Raw genomic sequence first — 15,085 nt, 5'->3', positions numbered from 1 at the left:
GTCCGCTTCGGTCGATCAGAATGTCCGCAATTGCGGACTGACCGGAACGTCGCCTTCGGAAATGCAGGAGACGATAAGCTGCCTTTGCGCTCATCACATTCGCAATATCGCTTGCTACCCGGCCGAATGGGCACGCGCATGAACGCCTGCTTAATAGCCTGACGAACCCTCAAAGGCAGTCGCACCTGTGCGAATCGCGATGGAAATCGCTCCGATCCAACACGTCGCGCGGCTGCTGATTCTTGTGTAATTATGCAGAATTTTGCTGACTTATGCCGTTTTAAGAGTATATGCTGGGAAAGTTGGTTGCGCGTGGCATAAGGGTTGGGCCGCGGGATCTGGGCGATAATGAGCAAGATCAAGAGCCTGCGTTTGGAGGCGAAGCTATCGTTAAACCAGTTCGCGAGGCTTGCGGATCTGGATCGAGCGACCGTTTCCAAGGCTGAGAAGGGCGGAGCAGTGTCAGAACTGACATTGCACAAAATAGCGGCAACGCTGGGTCGGCAACTGGGTCGGACCCTGGATGCAGACGAGTTGGCGTCTCAATGAGCATCGCTCCCAAAACTTCCAGTGAGAAGCCAAAAAAACCAAATACATTTATCGATCTATTCTCTGGTTGTGGCGGCCTTTCGCTGGGACTCCTAATGGCTGGCTGGAACGGCATATTCTCGATAGAAAAGTCAGAGGACGCCTTCGCCACATTTAAGGCGAATCTTTGTGATCCGGATGGACGCTATACGTTCTTGTGGCCAGAATGGCTCCCATGCGAAGCCATGACGACATCTCATATTCTCGAGAACTATTCAAAGCACCTCAAGTCGCTCAAAGGCAGGATCGATCTCATTGCGGGAGGTCCACCCTGTCAGGGCTTCTCAATGGCTGGCCTGCGAAGCAATGACGATCCCCGAAACCGCCTCACCGAGGAATACATTGAGATCGTTCGACTGGTCGAGCCGAAATATCTTCTGCTAGAGAATGTCCGAGGCTTTCAACATCCGTTCTCCGAGGATGAAATGCCATACTCTCACCGGGTTGCTCTGCAATTGGCCACACTCGGGGAGTTTGGATACGAGGTGTATTCGGAGCTTATCGATACTTCGAAATTTGGCGTGCCGCAAATGCGCAAGCGCTTTATCATGATGTGCATTCGCAAGGATCAAGGCGTTTGCGGAAGTGATCCACTCAAGATCCTGACCAAAAATGTTCGCTCATTTCGTGACCGCCGATCTCTAAACGGACACAACGTCGGAGTGCGTGAAGCGATTGGCGACCTGGAAACGCAGCGTGGGCCACTGGTCGACTATCCGGACGATCGGAAGTTCAAGCAAGTTCGCTACGATGGCAGCGGACCCTTGACCGCATTTCAGCAGCTGATGCGGGCTGATCTATCACAGAGCTTCGCGCCTGACAGTCTGCGCCTACCCAACCACACGCCCGAAATCGTCGCACGCTTTTCCCTCATCTTGGAGCAATGCCCCCGCGGCAGGACGCTTTCACCGGAGAACAGGGCGAGGTTCAGCACAAAGAAGCAGTGCCTAACCCCCTTGCATCCGGAGATGCTTGCCCGGACGGTCACGACCTTACCGGATGATATGATTCATTATGGAGAGCCACGGATTCTTACCGTGAGGGAGAATGCGCGACTTCAGACATTTCCGGATTGGTTTAGTTTCAAAGGAAAATATACAACTGGCGGGCATCGCCGGAAAAATGAGTGCCCACGCTATACGCAAGTTGGCAATGCTGTGCCGCCGCTTCTTGCCGAAGCGATTGGAGAAACCCTGCTTGAGATAGCATCGCATGAGTGACTTCTCACCCCTGAAATTCAGCGCTCATGCTAGGCTCAAGGATATTGTTGGTCGTGGCCTCATCATCAGCGATGACATTGCGATAATTGAGCTCATCAAAAACTCGAAGGACGCAGGGGCTTCTGGAGTCTGGATTGAGTTTCGTCAGTCCGGATCAAGCGACGCCAGCGAGCTCGTGATATCCGACAATGGACACGGGATGACGCTCGATGACATCGAGCACAAGTGGCTGAACATCGCCTACTCGGAGAAGAAGAACTCTGCGCCTTCAGTGGGGGCATATGCTGGCAGCAAAGGAATTGGTCGATTCTCTTGCGACCGTCTGGGCACAAATCTGGAAATCATGACCAGAAAAGATCGCCAGACGCCTGCTAAGCTGGACGTCGATTGGACGAAGTTCGAGGTTGATGAACGCGATCAGGAAATCGGCAGTATTGAGCTGTTCGCGAGCGAACCGACGTTGGAAGAGTTCCGAAAGGCGATGGGCGCCGGACGGGGTGCGCATGGGACTGTGCTCACGATCAGAGGTTTGCGCAGCGAGTGGGATGCCGATCGCCTACGTTCTCTGCGTAAGGAACTCGAGCGCTTTATTATCGATCCAGACAACGAGTTTTCCGTCAATTTCTCGCATTGGAGATACAGTGTAAAACATCCGATAAACGGGCCGATCGAAAACAAGATTTTCGAAGAACTCGATTTTCGCGCATCGTCAATTCAAGCCAATATCGATCCTGATGGAAAGTTCATTACGTTTGAACTTCGTCACGATGGTGATTTCCTTTTCAGGAGCACCGAAAAAAACCCGTACTCGCAATTAAGAAACATTAAGCTGACGTTATTTTATCTAAATCAACCGGCTAAAGCCTTCTTCAAAAGGCGAACGGGATATCGTTCGGTGGAATACGGGTCGGTGTTCTTGTTTCTCAACAGTTTCAGGGTTTTTCCATATGGGTCCATCGGCGACGATTGGCTTGGCATTGATAAGCGCAAAGCTCAGGGTCAGCGTCGCTTTTTTGGTCTTCGCGAGTTGGTCGGCTTTATCCAGATTACTGACACGGACGAAAGGTTTGAACCCGTTTCGAGCCGCGAAGGCTTAAAGCGTAATACCGCGTTCCGCGAGCTTGCCTCGGACAGCCAATCCATTGCCAGCTCCTTCGACGATGAGCTCGTCTATGGATTTTTCCATAAGGCGATGAGAAAGCTGGAGAAGTTTGTTGTCGACGGTCTAGATTGGGACCGGATCGACCGCACGATTGGTGAAGATAATGATGAGGAACTTCTGGCGGGTAATTATCAATACCTCCAAGGAGAAAAGCCCGTTCTCGAAACCATAGATTCCGTGGTCACAATCAGATCTCCTCAAAGCCACATCGTCGACATTGATATCAATCTGAAATATCTATCGTCGCTCGCAGATCAAGAAGCTCAAGACTACGACGAACTGATTGAGACGCTTGAGGAGCGTTTCGATGGCACGCCAATCGACAAGTTACGCCCGTCGGAAAAGCGTGACCTATCACGCTTCATTAGCCGTCAGGCGAAGGAACTGGCGCAAAAGAACCGCACCAATCAGGGCCTCGAAATTCAAGTTGGCGAGGTAAAGAAGGAACTTCAATCCGAGCAGCGCAAAAGAATCTTTGCCCAGTTCGAAAGTACTGCCGATCAAACCCGAATTATCCAGCTGCACCATCAGATAGGCCTAGTCGCGGGAGCCCTTCTGAAGCGGATGGACCGTGTCGTTCGCCGCTATAGAGCGAATGAAGCGAACTATACCAAGGCGGAGCTCTTCGATGTCATTGAGGCCAGCCTGTTCGAGATAGAGAAAATTCAAAATGTCTCGAAACTTGCCTCGAAGGCCGATTTCGACATATCGACGAACCGTGTTCGCAACGACATGCTGCAATTTGTTGATGAGTATCTGGAAAATTTCAAGGATGTCGGGCTGGGTTGGAACCTCAGAACTTCGTACGAGAATCCCGAACACTGTCGGCTCGTGCGGTCATTCCGACCGATCGAGTTGACCATGCTAGTAGATAATCTGGTCGACAATGCCGGCAAAGCAGGTGCCAAGAAGCTGGTTGTCAGGGCGTTCCGCAGTGGCAAGAATGTGATTCTTGAGTTTGCCGACAATGGTAGCGGACTGACCGATCGCTTTTCCCCGGACGAACTATTCGAAAAGGGAATTAGCAATACATCTGGTTCGGGTATCGGACTGAGTCATGTCAAACAGATTGTCGACGACCTTCAGGGGACAATTTCTATTGCAAGCGGTTCCGAAGGATTCGGCACCACAGTCCGAATGGAATTCAAAGCATGAAGACTGCTTACCACATTCTTTGGATAGACGATGACCCCAAGAGCACAGATACCGATCAAGAGGACGTGAAAGAGTTCCTCGATGAAGTCGGTATTAGAGCCGATATCACCTTCGTCGAGGCACCTGCGGACGGCTCGATCAAGGAGCGGTTGGAGCACCACCTAAAAGATCCGGATCTGGACCTGCTGATGGTGGATTATCATATGGCTGGTCTGCAAGGCGACCAACTCGTTCGCCTGATTAGGGAAACCGATCATATCTACCTCCCTGTCATTTTCTACTCGTCCAGCACTGTGAGCGATCTGCTTAATGCAGTGCGAACTGCTGAGCTTGATGGAGTGTATATCGCAAATCGGGCGGCGCTTATTCAGAAGGTTCGGAGTGTCGTTGGTAGCCTGCTCGTGCGAGAGCAGACCGTGAAGCAAGTGCGAGGCTTGTTGATGGAAGGAGTGTCCGAGATCGACACGCAATTTCGTGAGATTTTTCTTAAGGTTTGGCCCAAGCTGAATCCAGATCAGCAGGCAGAAGTGGCTAAATATCTTAAGGGGATCGTCGATGAGAGGGTGAAGTCAGCCACAAAAAGGGCGGAAGATTTTCCATTGGATTCTAACGGGTTGGGAGCTCACTTGACGGAAAAATTCCTGACCACGGCGTACGACACCTACACCCGCTGGCGGCTTACGCGCAAAATTCTCGATCTATCAGGCCATGCGGAAGAATGTATCGGCGAGCTCAAGAAGTTCGCCGAGGGGAATAGCGACGGAGTTCCGTTAAACTCTCTACGCAACGATTATGCTCACAAGAGTCGAAAGCTCTTGTCCGAGACCCATGATCTCGACCGCTGCATCTCAATTAGAAGGTCTCTGAGGGCGCAAGCTGCAAACATCGATGCAATCCTCGGATCAGAATGACCGATCGGATGATCGCGCGGTGTTGCCGCGTGTTCTGATTGGAACATATCGATCTGCAATTCACGACCTCTCGTGAAGCGTATGACGAAATATGAGGGAATGAGGGGAGCGAAGGGATGTCACGACGAGAGGTGTATTTCGAAATTTTGTCTCTGATGGACAATGCTCTCGTTCGCGGAGCCAACCATTTTACGACTGAAAATGAGGTTGCGCTCAAGGAGGAACGTGGCCGCTGGATGGAGATGGGCGGATCAAACGACGAGAAAGCGATCATCGACCGATTCCTTTCGGTCACCAGCGCGGCGCGAGGAGAAGAGGACGATCGCGTTCGATATCCTAATGATCAGATTTTGGACCTGAAGCGAGCTTGGCGAAATGCAGGCGCGCCTGAGTAGCGGCCTCGATCAATCAAGTCCGACCAGTTTCCGGGCCGCACCCAACTGAGCAATCGCACGGGCATAAAGCCCCGGATCGCCGTCAGTCATGACTTCCAGAATCCGAGCTTTTTCCTGCAAATAAATTTTCGCGAACCTCGGATCGTGCTCGATAATGGATACGCTGTTGCTGATAAGGTCAGCCAGCTTCACTGTTTGCGCTTCTTCTGAGATCGTACTCAGGCGCACGGCCTCGGCAGCTTTCCGTTTAGCGCGATTTCCCTCTGTGCATTGGTCAGTCAGTTCCATTACCATGTCAGCGACATCAGAACCGAACTCACGCTCAATATCGTCCCGTGTCACCGCAGTGTCCTCGATCGTGTCATGAAGCAGTGCAGCGGCTAACATCAGATCCGTGTAGTGCGATGCGGTCCTTACGATATCCATCACCTCAATTGGGTGGTTGATATAGGGTTCTCCGGTATATTTACGCACTTGCCCAATGCCACCATGAGCTTCGGTGGCGAAGGTCAAGGCCTTTTCGATGAGGTTTGGGAAGCTCTACATCTCTCAATTTAAGCATATTGTCGGCGGCGTTGCTAACTGAACGAGTAATATATTTCCAAATTCCACGGGGGGTCCGAGGCAACATGCTTCTGCGATGGCATTAGCAAAGAGCGGTCAACAGCGCATTCGCACTAACAATCGAATGGCTGCTTCGTTAGCGGAAACGGCCAGCATAGGAAGCAGGATCAGGGTGCCAGAGACCACGTCCACCCTTCCGTAGCCATCGCCGCGCTGATCCAAGGAGCAACATCACCGATAGGCCCGCTGCAATACCACAGGAGTGAGTCGCCTTCTTCTCGCACCCACGCGACCAGTTCCGCAGCCTGGCGTGAAGTGTAGGAAACGACTGCCCCATTTGCCGAGTGCCAATGAATTCCGGCGAGCGCAGACCAAAGCTCAACGCCGCATGCGCCATCCGCTCTCACCTGTTCACCAACGGCACGATCGATGGTGGCTTCGAAATTCTTTCTCGGTCGAAGCAGGCGCTGGCTGGGCACACCCGCAAAATCGGCTTTGTCGAAAAAGGGGAAAATGAACCTCCTGCGGCTCAGATCTATTTGATCGGGTACTTAATTTTGTGCGGGAAACGGCGGCTAACGGCGGTGTTTGGCGTTCTTAAATAGGGCCGAAACAGGAAGTATGGCGGAGAGGATGGGATTCGAACCCACGAGGCGCTTTTGACGCCTACTCCCTTAGCAGGGGAGCCCCTTCGGCCACTCGGGCACCTCTCCGGCGGCGGCATCTATGTCTCGTTTCGCGCGGCGGGTCAAGCGCGACGGGCGCCTGAAGGCGCGCTCTTCAGGAGAGGCGCGGCCTTTTCCTCACGCAGGCCTGCGAAGAACCCTCGCAGGATCTCCAAAGATTCTCCCGCCGCGATCCCGCCATAAACCTCGGGACGCCAGAGCCCCGAGCGCCGGAACACCTCCGGCCCATGCGCCACCCCGCCGCCTTTAGGGTCTTCGGCGCCGTAATAAACCCGCCCGATCCGCGCATGCGCGATCGCCCCCGCGCACATCGGGCAAGGCTCCAGAGTCGCCCAGAGGTCCAGCCCGTCGAGCCGATCCCGCCCCAAAGCCGCGCAAGCCGCCCGAATCGCCAGAATCTCGGCGTGGGCGGTGGGATCGTGGCGTCCGCGCATGGCGTTGCCCGCCCGCGCGAGAATCTCGCCGCTGCGGGGATCGGCGATCAGCGCCCCCACGGGGGCCTCGCCCCGCGCGGCGGCGGCGCGGGCCTCCGCCAGAGCGGCGGGCATATGGCTGCGGAACCTCATAAGCCGCAGGATAAGCCTCAGCCGCCCCCTCGCCAAGCGCGCGCGCTGCGGATATGGTCGCGCCCATGAACATGACGCCCGACGCCAAACCCGAACAGCCGGATTCCGAAGCCGCCCCCTCCGCGGAGGGCGAGCGCATCGCCAAACGCCTCGCGCGGGCGGGCATCGCCTCGCGCCGAGAGGCCGAGCGCCTCATCATGGAGGGCCGCGTCACGGTGAACGGCGAGCGCCTCGACAGCCCCGCCTGCGTGGTCACGCTGAAGGATCTCGTCACGGTGGACGGCGTCGCCGTCGGCGCGCCGGAGCCCGCGCAGCTCTGGCGGTTCCATAAGCCGCGCGGCGTGGTCACCTCCACCAAGGACGAGGCCGGACGCCCCACCATCTACGACGTGCTGCCGCAGAATCTGCGCCGCCTCATGCCGGTGGGCCGCCTCGACCTCAGCTCCGAGGGGCTTTTGCTCCTCACCAACGACGGCGAGCTGAAGCGCCGCCTCGAATTGCCCGCCACGGCCTCTTTGCGGCGCTATCGGGTGCGGGCGCACGGCGTCCCCACCGAGCGCCAGCTGCGCCCGCTCATGCAGGGCGTCGAGGTCGAGGGGGTGCGCTATCAGCCGATGATCGTCGAGGTCGAGCGTCAGACGGGAACGAACGTCTGGCTGAACATCGGCATCCGCGAGGGCAAGAACCGCGAGATCCGTCGCGCGCTGGAATCCGTCGGGCTGATGGTCAACCGGCTGATCCGCATCGGCTACGGCCCCTTCACGCTGGACGACCTGCCCGAAGGCGCCGTCGAGCGCATCAGCGCGGGGCTGCTCAAGAAGCATTTCTCCATCGGCGGCGCGCCGGAAGGCTGGGCCAAGGCCGGAGGCGGCGTCTTCAAGCCCCGTCCTCTCCCCGCCCTCCCGAAGACGGGCGCGGGCGCCCCTCCCTCCTCCAGCGGACCCGCCCCGAGCGGGCCGGCGAAGGGCTGGGCTTCGGCCTCGCCGCCCAAGAGCAAACCGAAAGGCCGGGCCTCCACGCGCCGGGACGGGCCTCAGGGCCAGCCGCCGCGCAAACCCGGAGGGCGCGCTTGAAGGAAGCCTTCGTCCTTCTGGACGACGGAGATCCCGAGCGCCGTCGGCTTTACCGGACCCCCGGGCGCATCATCCTCGCGCGGCGGCCTTCGGCGGTCCCCCGCGCGCTGAAGGCCATGCGGGCCGCTCTGGAGGCGGGCCTCCACCTCGCCGGATACGCCTCCTATGAATTGGGGCTTCTTCTGGAGCCGCGCCTCGCGGCCCTCGCGCCGGAACGCCCCTCCGCGCCTTATCTGGCCTTCGGCGTCTTTCGCGCGCCCGAGTTTCAGGAAGGCCCGCCGCCCGGACCTCAGGCGCCCGCCGGAGTCCTTTCGGCGCGGAGTCTGCGCGCGCGGGCGGATTACGCGCCGCGCTTCGCCAAGGTTCAGGATTATCTTCGCGCGGGCGACGCCTATCAGATCAATCTGACCTTCCCGCTGCGGGTGAAGACCCATGGGACGCCCCAAGATCTGCACGCCGCGATTCGCGGGCGTCAGAAAGGCGCGCGCTTCGGCGGAATCTGCGCTTTGGGCTGGCCCATCGCGGTCTCATGGTCGCCGGAAAGCTTCTACCGCATCGATTCGCAGGGCCTGATCCGCGCCCGCCCGATGAAAGGCACGATCAAACGCGGCGCCTCGCCGGAGGAGGACGCCGCCCTCGCCGCCTGGCTCAGGGCCGATCCGAAATCGCGGGCCGAGAATCTCATGATCGTGGATCTGCTCCGCAACGACATCGGGCGCCTCAGCCGAATCGGCACGGTGCGGGTCCCGGAGCTGTTCAGCGTCGAGACCTATCCCACGCTCCACACCATGACCTCCGAGATTCAGGGTGAGATTCTGAACCCCCGCGATCCCCAAGCGGTCTTTCGGGCGCTGTTTCCCTGCGGCTCGATCACCGGAGCGCCCAAGATCCGGGCCATGGAGATCATCCATGAAGTCGAGGCCCGTCCGCGCGGGATTTACTGCGGCGCCATGGGCTGGATGTCCCCCGATGGCGCGGCGGGGTTCAATGTGGCGATCCGGACTCTGGCGCTCGGGCCGACCGGAACGGGCATCTTCGGCGTGGGGGGCGGCGTCCTCGTCGATTCCGAGATGGAGGCCGAATATGACGAGGCCCTGCTCAAGGCCCGTTTCCTGCTCGGCGAGACCCCGCTGAAAGGGATTTGAAAGCAATCGCTTACCTGATGTTCAGATAATTAGCCGGGATCTTATCCATAAGCCTTCGCCGTTCTGAAAGATCCGGAATTTAGCCTCTTCCGAAACGTCGTCTCATCGGGCGGCGCGCATGGCGCGCTTTTCGCAAGGCCCGCAGAGAACGCACGCTTATGGGGGACTATCCATGACGTCGAATTTCCGCGCGGGAGCGATTCCGCTCGCCTGCCTTCTCTTCGGACTCGCGATCTCGGGCTGCGCGCATCAGGAGACGGCCGGACAGCCGCGTCCGGCGCAATATGCGCATATGACCTGCGGCCAGCTCAGCGCCGAGGAGATGTCTCTGCGCGTGCGGCTCTCCTCCGCCGAGGCCGACCGCTCCGCCCTCGAAGGGCAGCGCACCGCGCTCCATCGGGCCTATAGCTATAACCAATGCTATCTCTACGCCTCTTTGTGAGGCGATCCCCCCACGGCTGACCGCAGGGGGAATCGGCTTTCAGATATGCAGAGCCTTGCCGAGCGCCCGCAGAGCGGCCTCCGGAACGGCCTCGCCCATGGTGGGATGCGCGTGGATCGTCGCCGCGAGATCTTCGAGCCGCGCGCCCATCTCCAGAGCCAGCCCGAATCCCGAAGCCAGCTCCGAGACTCCCGCGCCCACCGCCTGAATCCCGAGGATCAGGTGATTATCCGCGCGGGCCACCACCCGCACGAATCCCTCTTCGGATTGCAGCGTCATGGCGCGCCCATTGGCGGCGAAGGGGAAAAACGCGGTCTTGACCTCGCGGCCTGAGGCTTTGGCCTCCTCCGGCCCGAGGCCCACGCTGACGATCTCGGGATCGGTGAAGCAGACGGCGGGAATCGCCTGTTTGTCCCAAGCCCGCTTATGCCCCGCGACGATCTCCGCGACCATCTCGCCTTGCGCCATGGCCCGATGCGCGAGCATGGGCTCGCCCGTGGCGTCGCCGATGGCGTAGATGCCGCGCATAGCCGTGCGGCAGCGGTCGTCCACGCGGATATGACGGCCCTCCATGTCGATGGCCAATTCCTCAAGACCGAGGCCCTCGAAGTGAGGCTTGCGCCCCACCGCCACGAGGATCTTGTCGGCGGGCAGGCTGCGGGCCGTCTCCTCGCTCTCGACGCGCAGAGAGGCACCGTCCGGCGAGAGCCCCAGCGCCTTGGTGGAGGTCAGAACCTCCACGCCGAGCTTGGCCAGACGCCGCGCCACCGGCGCCGAAAGCTCGGCGTCGTAGAGCGGCAGAATCCGCGGCGCGGCCTCGACCACCGTGACCTGAGAGCCGAGCTTGGCGTAGGCGGTGCCCAGCTCCAGCCCGATATAGCCGCCGCCCACCACCACCAGCTTTTCAGGCGGCTCGGAGAGCTTCAGCGCCTCCTTGGAGGAGATGATGCGATCTCCGAAAGGCAGGCTCGGGATCTCGACCGGAACCGAGCCCGTGGCGATGACGATGTTTTCGGCGTGGATCTCCTGCTCGCCCATATCGGTCGCGACGATCACCGTCTCGCCGTTCTCGAAGCGGGCCGTCCCGGAGACGTATTTGACTCCGGCCTTCTTCATCAGCCCGGCGACGCCTCCGGTCAGACGGGCGACGATTCCATCCTTCCATTCGACGGTCTTCGCGAGATTCAGGACCGGCGCCGAAGCCGAGATTCCCAGAGGGTTGTTCGCCTCGGCCGCCGCCTTGGCCGCCTCGAAGGCTTCGGCGGCGTGGATCAGCGCCTTGGAAGGGATGCAGCCGATGTTGAGGCAGGTGCCTCCGGGACGCAGGGCCTCGACCACCACCGTGTCGATCCCGAGCTGACCCGCGCGAATCGCGCAGACATAGCCGCCCGGACCCGCGCCGATCACCAGAAGCTTGCAGGACATGGGTTTGAGCATCTCAGGCCTCCATGAAGAGCAGGGCCGGAGTCTCCAGCAGGGCGCGGATGCGCTGCACGAAGGTCGCGGCGTCCCAGCCGTCGATCACGCGATGATCGAAGCTGGAGGAGAGATTCATGATCTTGCGCGGCGCGAAGGCCGAGCCGTTCCAGACCGGACGGACGGCCATCTTATTCACCCCGATGATCGCCACCTCGGGATGATTGATCACCGGCGTGCTGACGATCCCGCCCAAGGCCCCCAGAGAACTGATGGTGATGGTCGAGCCGGAGAGCTCTTCGCGGGTGGCGGTTCCGGCCTTGGCGGCCTCCGCGACGCGGTTCATCTCGACGGCGCAATCCCAGAGGTCGCGCGCCTCGGCGTGACGCACCACCGGGACCACCAGCCCCGCCGGAGTCTGAGCCGCGATTCCGATATGCACGCCGCCATGACGCCGGACGATTCCCGCCTCGTCGTCGAAAACGGCGTTGAGCTGCGGCTGCTCGGCGACGGCCTTGACCATGGCCCGCATGAGGAAGGGAATGATCGTCAGCTTGGGCCGATCCGGGCCGCGCGTCTTATTGAGGCTTTCGCGCAAATCCTCCAGAGCGGAGACGTCCACTTCCTCGACATAGGTGATGTGCGGGATGCGCGATTTCGACAGCGCCATCTTCTCGGCGATGCGGCGGCGCAGGCCGATGACCTTGACCTCCTCGACCGCCGTGTTCGCGACCAGACGCGAACCGCCGCCTTCGGGTTCTCCGGCGCCGGAGAGCCAGGCTTCGAGGTCTTCATGAGTGATGCGCCCCGCAGGCCCGGTTCCCCGGACGCGGCGCAGATCGGCGCCCGCCTCGCGCGCCTTCAGACGCACCGCCGGAGAAGCCAAAGGCTTTTCTCCCGGCGGACGCGGCGGACCGCTGGTCCGGAGTCCGGGGGTCGGCCGGCTGGCGGCGGCTTTGGGCTTTTCAGCCTTGGGCGCGGGTTTTTCCGGTTCGGCGGCTTTCGGCGCGGGAGCCTGAGGAGCCGGTTGGGGAGCCTCGGCTTTCGGGGCCTCCTTTTGCGGCGCGGCGGATGCGGCTCCGCTGGCGGCGACGTTGCCTTCGCCCGCCACCTCCAGACGGATCAGCGGGCCGCCGATGGCGATCTTGTCGCCCACCTCCGCCCCGAGCCACAGCACCTTTCCGGCGATGGGAGACGGGATCTCCACCGTGGCCTTATCGGTCATCACCGAGGCGAGGACCATATCCTCGCGCACGAGATCGCCCGGCTTCACATGCCATTCGACAAGTTCGGCCTCGGCGATGCCTTCGCCCACATCGGGGGTCTTAATCAGATGTTCGCCCATGTCAGCCCTCCCCCCTCAACCTTCCATTGTTTCAAGCATCGCCTGACCCACGCGGGCCGGGCCGGGGAAATAAGCCCATTCCTGCGCATGGGGATAAGGCGTGTCCCAGCCCGCCACGCGGCGAATGGGCGCCTCCAGCCGATAGAAGCAATGCTGCGCCACCAGAGCCGCCAATTCTCCGCCGAATCCGGAGGTCAAAGTGGCTTCATGCAGGATCACGCAGCGCCCGGTCTTGTTGACGGATTCCACGATGGCGTCGAGATCCAGCGGAACCAGCGTCCGCAGATCGAGGATCTCGGCGTCCACGCCGGTCTCCGCCGCCGCGGCGAGCGCCACATGGACCATGGTGCCATAGGTCAGCAAGGTGAGGTCCGCGCCCTCGCGGATCTTCGCCGCCTTGCCGAGCGGAATGGCGTAGCGCCCCGCCGGAACCTCGCCCGCGTCATGTTTGGACCAAGGCGTGACGGGGCGGTCGTGATGCCCGTCGAAGGGGCCGTTATAGAGGCGCTTGGGCTCCATGAAGATCACCGGATCGGGGTCTTCGATGGCCGAGATCAGCAGGCCCTTGGCGTCATAGGGATTGGAGGGAATCACCACCTTCAGGCCCGAGACATGGGTGAAGAGCGCTTCGGGGCTCTGGCTATGGGTCTGGCCGCCGAAGATGCCGCCGCCCGTGGGCATGCGGATCGTGATCGGGCAGGTGAAGTCGCCGTTGGAGCGATAGCGGATGCGCGCCGCCTCCTGCGTGATCTGGTCATAGGCCGGATACATGTAATCGGCGAATTGGATCTCGACGCAGGGCCGCAACCCATTGGCCGCCATGCCGATGGCCGCCCCCACGATGCCCGATTCGCTGATCGGCGCGTCGAAGCAGCGGTCGCGCCCGTATTTCTCCTGCAAGCCCTGCGTGGCCCGGAAGACGCCGCCGAAATAACCGACGTCCTCGCCGAAGACCACCACGCTCGGATCCTGTCCCATGGAGACGTCCATCGCGTCCCGCACGGCTTCGATCATGGTCATGCGCGCCATGGTCAGACCCCCGCCTCTTGCCGCTGACGCCGCAGATGCGGCGGCATTTCGGCGTAAACCCCTTCGAACATCTCGCGCGACGAGGGGCGATCCCCCGAATGCAGCGTGCCGAGGCTTTCGGCCTCTTTCTGCGCGGTCATGACCTCATCCATGGTCTCGGCGGCGAGCTGCACATGGCGCTCCTCGCTCCAGAGGCCCTTTGCGATGAGATGGTTCTTCAGCCGGATCACCGGATCCCCGAGCGGCCATGCGTCGGATTCGCCCTTGGGCCGATAGGCGGAGGGGTCGTCCGAAGTGGAGTGGGCGCCCGCGCGATAGGTCACATGCTCGATGAGCGTCGGGCCGAGATTGCGCCGCGCCCGCTCCACCGCCCATGAGGCCACCGCATGCACCGCGAGATAATCATTGCCGTCCACCCGCAGCGAGGGGATGCCGAAGCCCAAGCCGCGCGCCGCGAAGGTGCCCGCGCCGCCGCGCGCCACGCCCTGAAAGGTCGAGATGGCCCATTGATTGTTGACCACGTTCAGGATCACCGGGGCCTTATAGGTCGAGGCGAAGACGAGCCCGGCGTGGAAGTCGGATTCGGCGGTCGAGCCGTCGCCGATCCATGCGGCGGCGATCTTGTCGTCCTTCTTGATCGCCGAGGCCATGGCCCAGCCCACCGCCTGAGGATATTGCGTCGCCAGATTGCCCGAGATGGTGAAGAAGCCGTTTTCGCGGGTCGAATACATGATCGGCAATTGGCGGCCCTTCAGAGGATCGCCCGCATTGGAGTAAATCTGATTCATCATCGTCACGAGGGGATAATCCCCCGCGATGAGCAGGCCCGCCTGACGATAGGTCGGGAAGTTCATGTCTCCCGGCCCGAGCGCCTTGCGGAAGGCGCAGGCGATGGCCTCCTCGCCGAGATTCTGAATGTAGAAGGAGGTTTTGCCCTGACGCTGCGCGATGACCATCCGCGAGTCGAAAGCCCGCAACAACAGCATATGGCGCAGACCGGCCTTCAATTGCTCGTCGGTGAGCGAGCCCGCCCAAGGCCCGACGGCCTCGCCCTCGCGGTTCAGCACCCGGATGATGGTGAAGGCCAGTTTGCGGATGTCCTCGGCCTTGGCGTCGGGCTCGGGACGGGGCGCTTCTCCGGCGCGCGGAATCTTGACGTTGGAGAAATCCGGCGAGCCGCCGGGCCGAACCTCAGGCTCGGGCACATGCAGGCTCAGGGACGAGCGATGAAGCTCGGACATGGCGTTTCTTCCCCTTTACGGCGGCCGCGCTTGATTGGCGGCTCTCCTCATAAAGAATGAGCCTAGAGCAATCTTCAGGGCCTGGGAAGCGTCGCTCCGCGCGGGGAAACAGGGGCGTTGCGCGGCTTTGGCGGGCTTCCTATGCTG

The 15,085-nt window shown here is 60.6% G+C and carries 15 protein-coding genes and 1 tRNA gene; 9 read left to right on the top strand and 7 right to left on the bottom strand.

The genetic code is table 11. The features are described from left to right. Window positions 1–348 precede the first annotated feature (348 nt). The 5 genes from B161_RS20275 (at window position 349) to B161_RS19595 (ending at window position 5,431) form a co-directional block, all read left to right on the top strand. The gene (locus B161_RS20275) at window positions 349–549 is read left to right on the top strand and encodes a helix-turn-helix domain-containing protein (protein ID WP_018632940.1); all 201 of its coding nucleotides are present in this window, start codon (window positions 349–351) and stop codon (window positions 547–549) included. Continuing rightward, window positions 546–1,808, top strand: a complete 1,263-nt coding sequence (locus B161_RS19185; protein ID WP_083922933.1) for a DNA cytosine methyltransferase — start codon at window positions 546–548, stop codon at window positions 1,806–1,808. The genes B161_RS20275 and B161_RS19185 overlap by 4 nt, the downstream gene beginning before the upstream one ends. Next, window positions 1,801–4,125, top strand: coding sequence for an ATP-binding protein (locus tag B161_RS0108470; protein ID WP_018632939.1), 2,325 nt, complete (start codon window positions 1,801–1,803; stop codon window positions 4,123–4,125). Before B161_RS19185 ends, B161_RS0108470 begins: the two co-directional genes overlap by 8 nt. Next, a complete protein-coding gene (locus B161_RS0108465) occupies window positions 4,122–5,036 on the top strand; it encodes a response regulator (protein WP_018632938.1) in 915 nt (304 codons plus the stop codon). Before B161_RS0108470 ends, B161_RS0108465 begins: the two co-directional genes overlap by 4 nt. Before the next feature lie 116 nt (window positions 5,037–5,152). After that, window positions 5,153–5,431, top strand: coding sequence for a hypothetical protein (locus B161_RS19595; RefSeq protein ID WP_157755586.1), 279 nt, complete (start codon window positions 5,153–5,155; stop codon window positions 5,429–5,431). A 9-nt stretch (window positions 5,432–5,440) separates the two neighbouring features. On the opposite strand, the gene B161_RS0108455 is transcribed toward B161_RS19595, so the two are convergent. Continuing rightward, window positions 5,441–5,944 carry an HD domain-containing protein gene (locus B161_RS0108455; protein WP_083922932.1) on the bottom strand — a complete coding sequence of 168 codons (504 nt, stop codon included), beginning with the start codon at window positions 5,942–5,944 and terminating at the stop codon, window positions 5,441–5,443. A gap of 401 nt (window positions 5,945–6,345) precedes the next feature. Between B161_RS0108455 and B161_RS19590 the strand changes: the two genes are divergently transcribed. Continuing rightward, a complete protein-coding gene (locus B161_RS19590; RefSeq protein WP_157755585.1) occupies window positions 6,346–6,600 on the top strand; it encodes a hypothetical protein in 255 nt (84 codons plus the stop codon). A 17-nt stretch (window positions 6,601–6,617) separates the two neighbouring features. Here B161_RS19590 and B161_RS0108450 read toward each other — a convergent pair. Next, window positions 6,618–6,708 (bottom strand) — tRNA-Ser (locus tag B161_RS0108450). Between the two features lie 35 nt (window positions 6,709–6,743). Continuing rightward, window positions 6,744–7,247, bottom strand: coding sequence for a nucleoside deaminase (locus tag B161_RS17425; protein WP_083922931.1), 504 nt, complete (start codon window positions 7,245–7,247; stop codon window positions 6,744–6,746). A gap of 65 nt (window positions 7,248–7,312) precedes the next feature. Between B161_RS17425 and B161_RS17420 the strand changes: the two genes are divergently transcribed. From B161_RS17420 to B161_RS0108430, 3 genes are all read left to right on the top strand, one after another. Then, window positions 7,313–8,320, top strand: coding sequence for a pseudouridine synthase (locus B161_RS17420; protein ID WP_240471603.1), 1,008 nt, complete (start codon window positions 7,313–7,315; stop codon window positions 8,318–8,320). Further along, window positions 8,317–9,465 carry an aminodeoxychorismate synthase component I gene (locus B161_RS0108435; RefSeq protein WP_018632933.1) on the top strand — a complete coding sequence of 383 codons (1,149 nt, stop codon included), beginning with the start codon at window positions 8,317–8,319 and terminating at the stop codon, window positions 9,463–9,465. The genes B161_RS17420 and B161_RS0108435 overlap by 4 nt, the downstream gene beginning before the upstream one ends. A gap of 172 nt (window positions 9,466–9,637) precedes the next feature. Then, on the top strand, window positions 9,638–9,907 hold the full coding sequence (locus tag B161_RS0108430) for a hypothetical protein (RefSeq protein ID WP_018632932.1): 270 nt from the start codon (window positions 9,638–9,640) through the stop codon (window positions 9,905–9,907). Window positions 9,908–9,946: 39 nt separating this feature from the next. Here B161_RS0108430 and lpdA read toward each other — a convergent pair whose 3' ends face one another. From lpdA to B161_RS0108410, 4 genes are read right to left on the bottom strand one after another with little or no spacing between them, the layout of a single operon-like run. Next, window positions 9,947–11,344: a dihydrolipoyl dehydrogenase gene (lpdA, locus tag B161_RS0108425; protein ID WP_018632931.1), complete on the bottom strand. Its 1,398-nt coding sequence runs from the start codon at window positions 11,342–11,344 to the stop codon at window positions 9,947–9,949. Window position 11,345: 1 nt separating this feature from the next. Next, window positions 11,346–12,668, bottom strand: a complete 1,323-nt coding sequence (locus tag B161_RS0108420) for a dihydrolipoamide acetyltransferase family protein (RefSeq protein ID WP_018632930.1) — start codon at window positions 12,666–12,668, stop codon at window positions 11,346–11,348. A gap of 15 nt (window positions 12,669–12,683) precedes the next feature. Beyond that, window positions 12,684–13,697, bottom strand: a complete 1,014-nt coding sequence (locus B161_RS0108415) for an alpha-ketoacid dehydrogenase subunit beta (RefSeq protein WP_018632929.1) — start codon at window positions 13,695–13,697, stop codon at window positions 12,684–12,686. A 2-nt stretch (window positions 13,698–13,699) separates the two neighbouring features. Then, entirely contained in the window at window positions 13,700–14,938 is a 1,239-nt protein-coding gene (locus B161_RS0108410) for a thiamine pyrophosphate-dependent enzyme (RefSeq protein ID WP_018632928.1), read from the bottom strand. Window positions 14,939–15,085 lie beyond the last annotated feature (147 nt).

The sequence above is a fragment of the Neomegalonema perideroedes DSM 15528 genome (assembly GCF_000374145.1).
Taxonomy (GTDB): Bacteria; Pseudomonadota; Alphaproteobacteria; order Rhodobacterales; family Rhodobacteraceae; genus Neomegalonema; species Neomegalonema perideroedes.
The sequence above is the reverse complement of the archived record's forward strand: the minus strand, read 5'-3'. Positions and strand labels throughout refer to the sequence as shown.

Coding starts and splice junctions, on each gene's coding strand:
- B161_RS0108415 (WP_018632929.1), bottom strand. CDS start 13,697: ATGGCGCGCATGACCATGATCGAAGCCGTGCGGGACGCGATGGACGTC.
- B161_RS0108465 (WP_018632938.1), top strand. CDS start 4,122: ATGAAGACTGCTTACCACATTCTTTGGATAGACGATGACCCCAAGAGC.
- B161_RS19595 (WP_157755586.1), top strand. CDS start 5,153: ATGTCACGACGAGAGGTGTATTTCGAAATTTTGTCTCTGATGGACAAT.
- B161_RS17425 (WP_083922931.1), bottom strand. CDS start 7,247: ATGAGGTTCCGCAGCCATATGCCCGCCGCTCTGGCGGAGGCCCGCGCC.
- B161_RS19590 (WP_157755585.1), top strand. CDS start 6,346: ATGAATTCCGGCGAGCGCAGACCAAAGCTCAACGCCGCATGCGCCATC.
- B161_RS20275 (WP_018632940.1), top strand. CDS start 349: ATGAGCAAGATCAAGAGCCTGCGTTTGGAGGCGAAGCTATCGTTAAAC.
- B161_RS0108470 (WP_018632939.1), top strand. CDS start 1,801: ATGAGTGACTTCTCACCCCTGAAATTCAGCGCTCATGCTAGGCTCAAG.
- B161_RS0108430 (WP_018632932.1), top strand. CDS start 9,638: ATGACGTCGAATTTCCGCGCGGGAGCGATTCCGCTCGCCTGCCTTCTC.
- lpdA (WP_018632931.1), bottom strand. CDS start 11,344: ATGCTCAAACCCATGTCCTGCAAGCTTCTGGTGATCGGCGCGGGTCCG.
- B161_RS17420 (WP_240471603.1), top strand. CDS start 7,313: ATGAACATGACGCCCGACGCCAAACCCGAACAGCCGGATTCCGAAGCC.
- B161_RS19185 (WP_083922933.1), top strand. CDS start 546: ATGAGCATCGCTCCCAAAACTTCCAGTGAGAAGCCAAAAAAACCAAAT.
- B161_RS0108410 (WP_018632928.1), bottom strand. CDS start 14,938: ATGTCCGAGCTTCATCGCTCGTCCCTGAGCCTGCATGTGCCCGAGCCT.
- B161_RS0108420 (WP_018632930.1), bottom strand. CDS start 12,668: ATGGGCGAACATCTGATTAAGACCCCCGATGTGGGCGAAGGCATCGCC.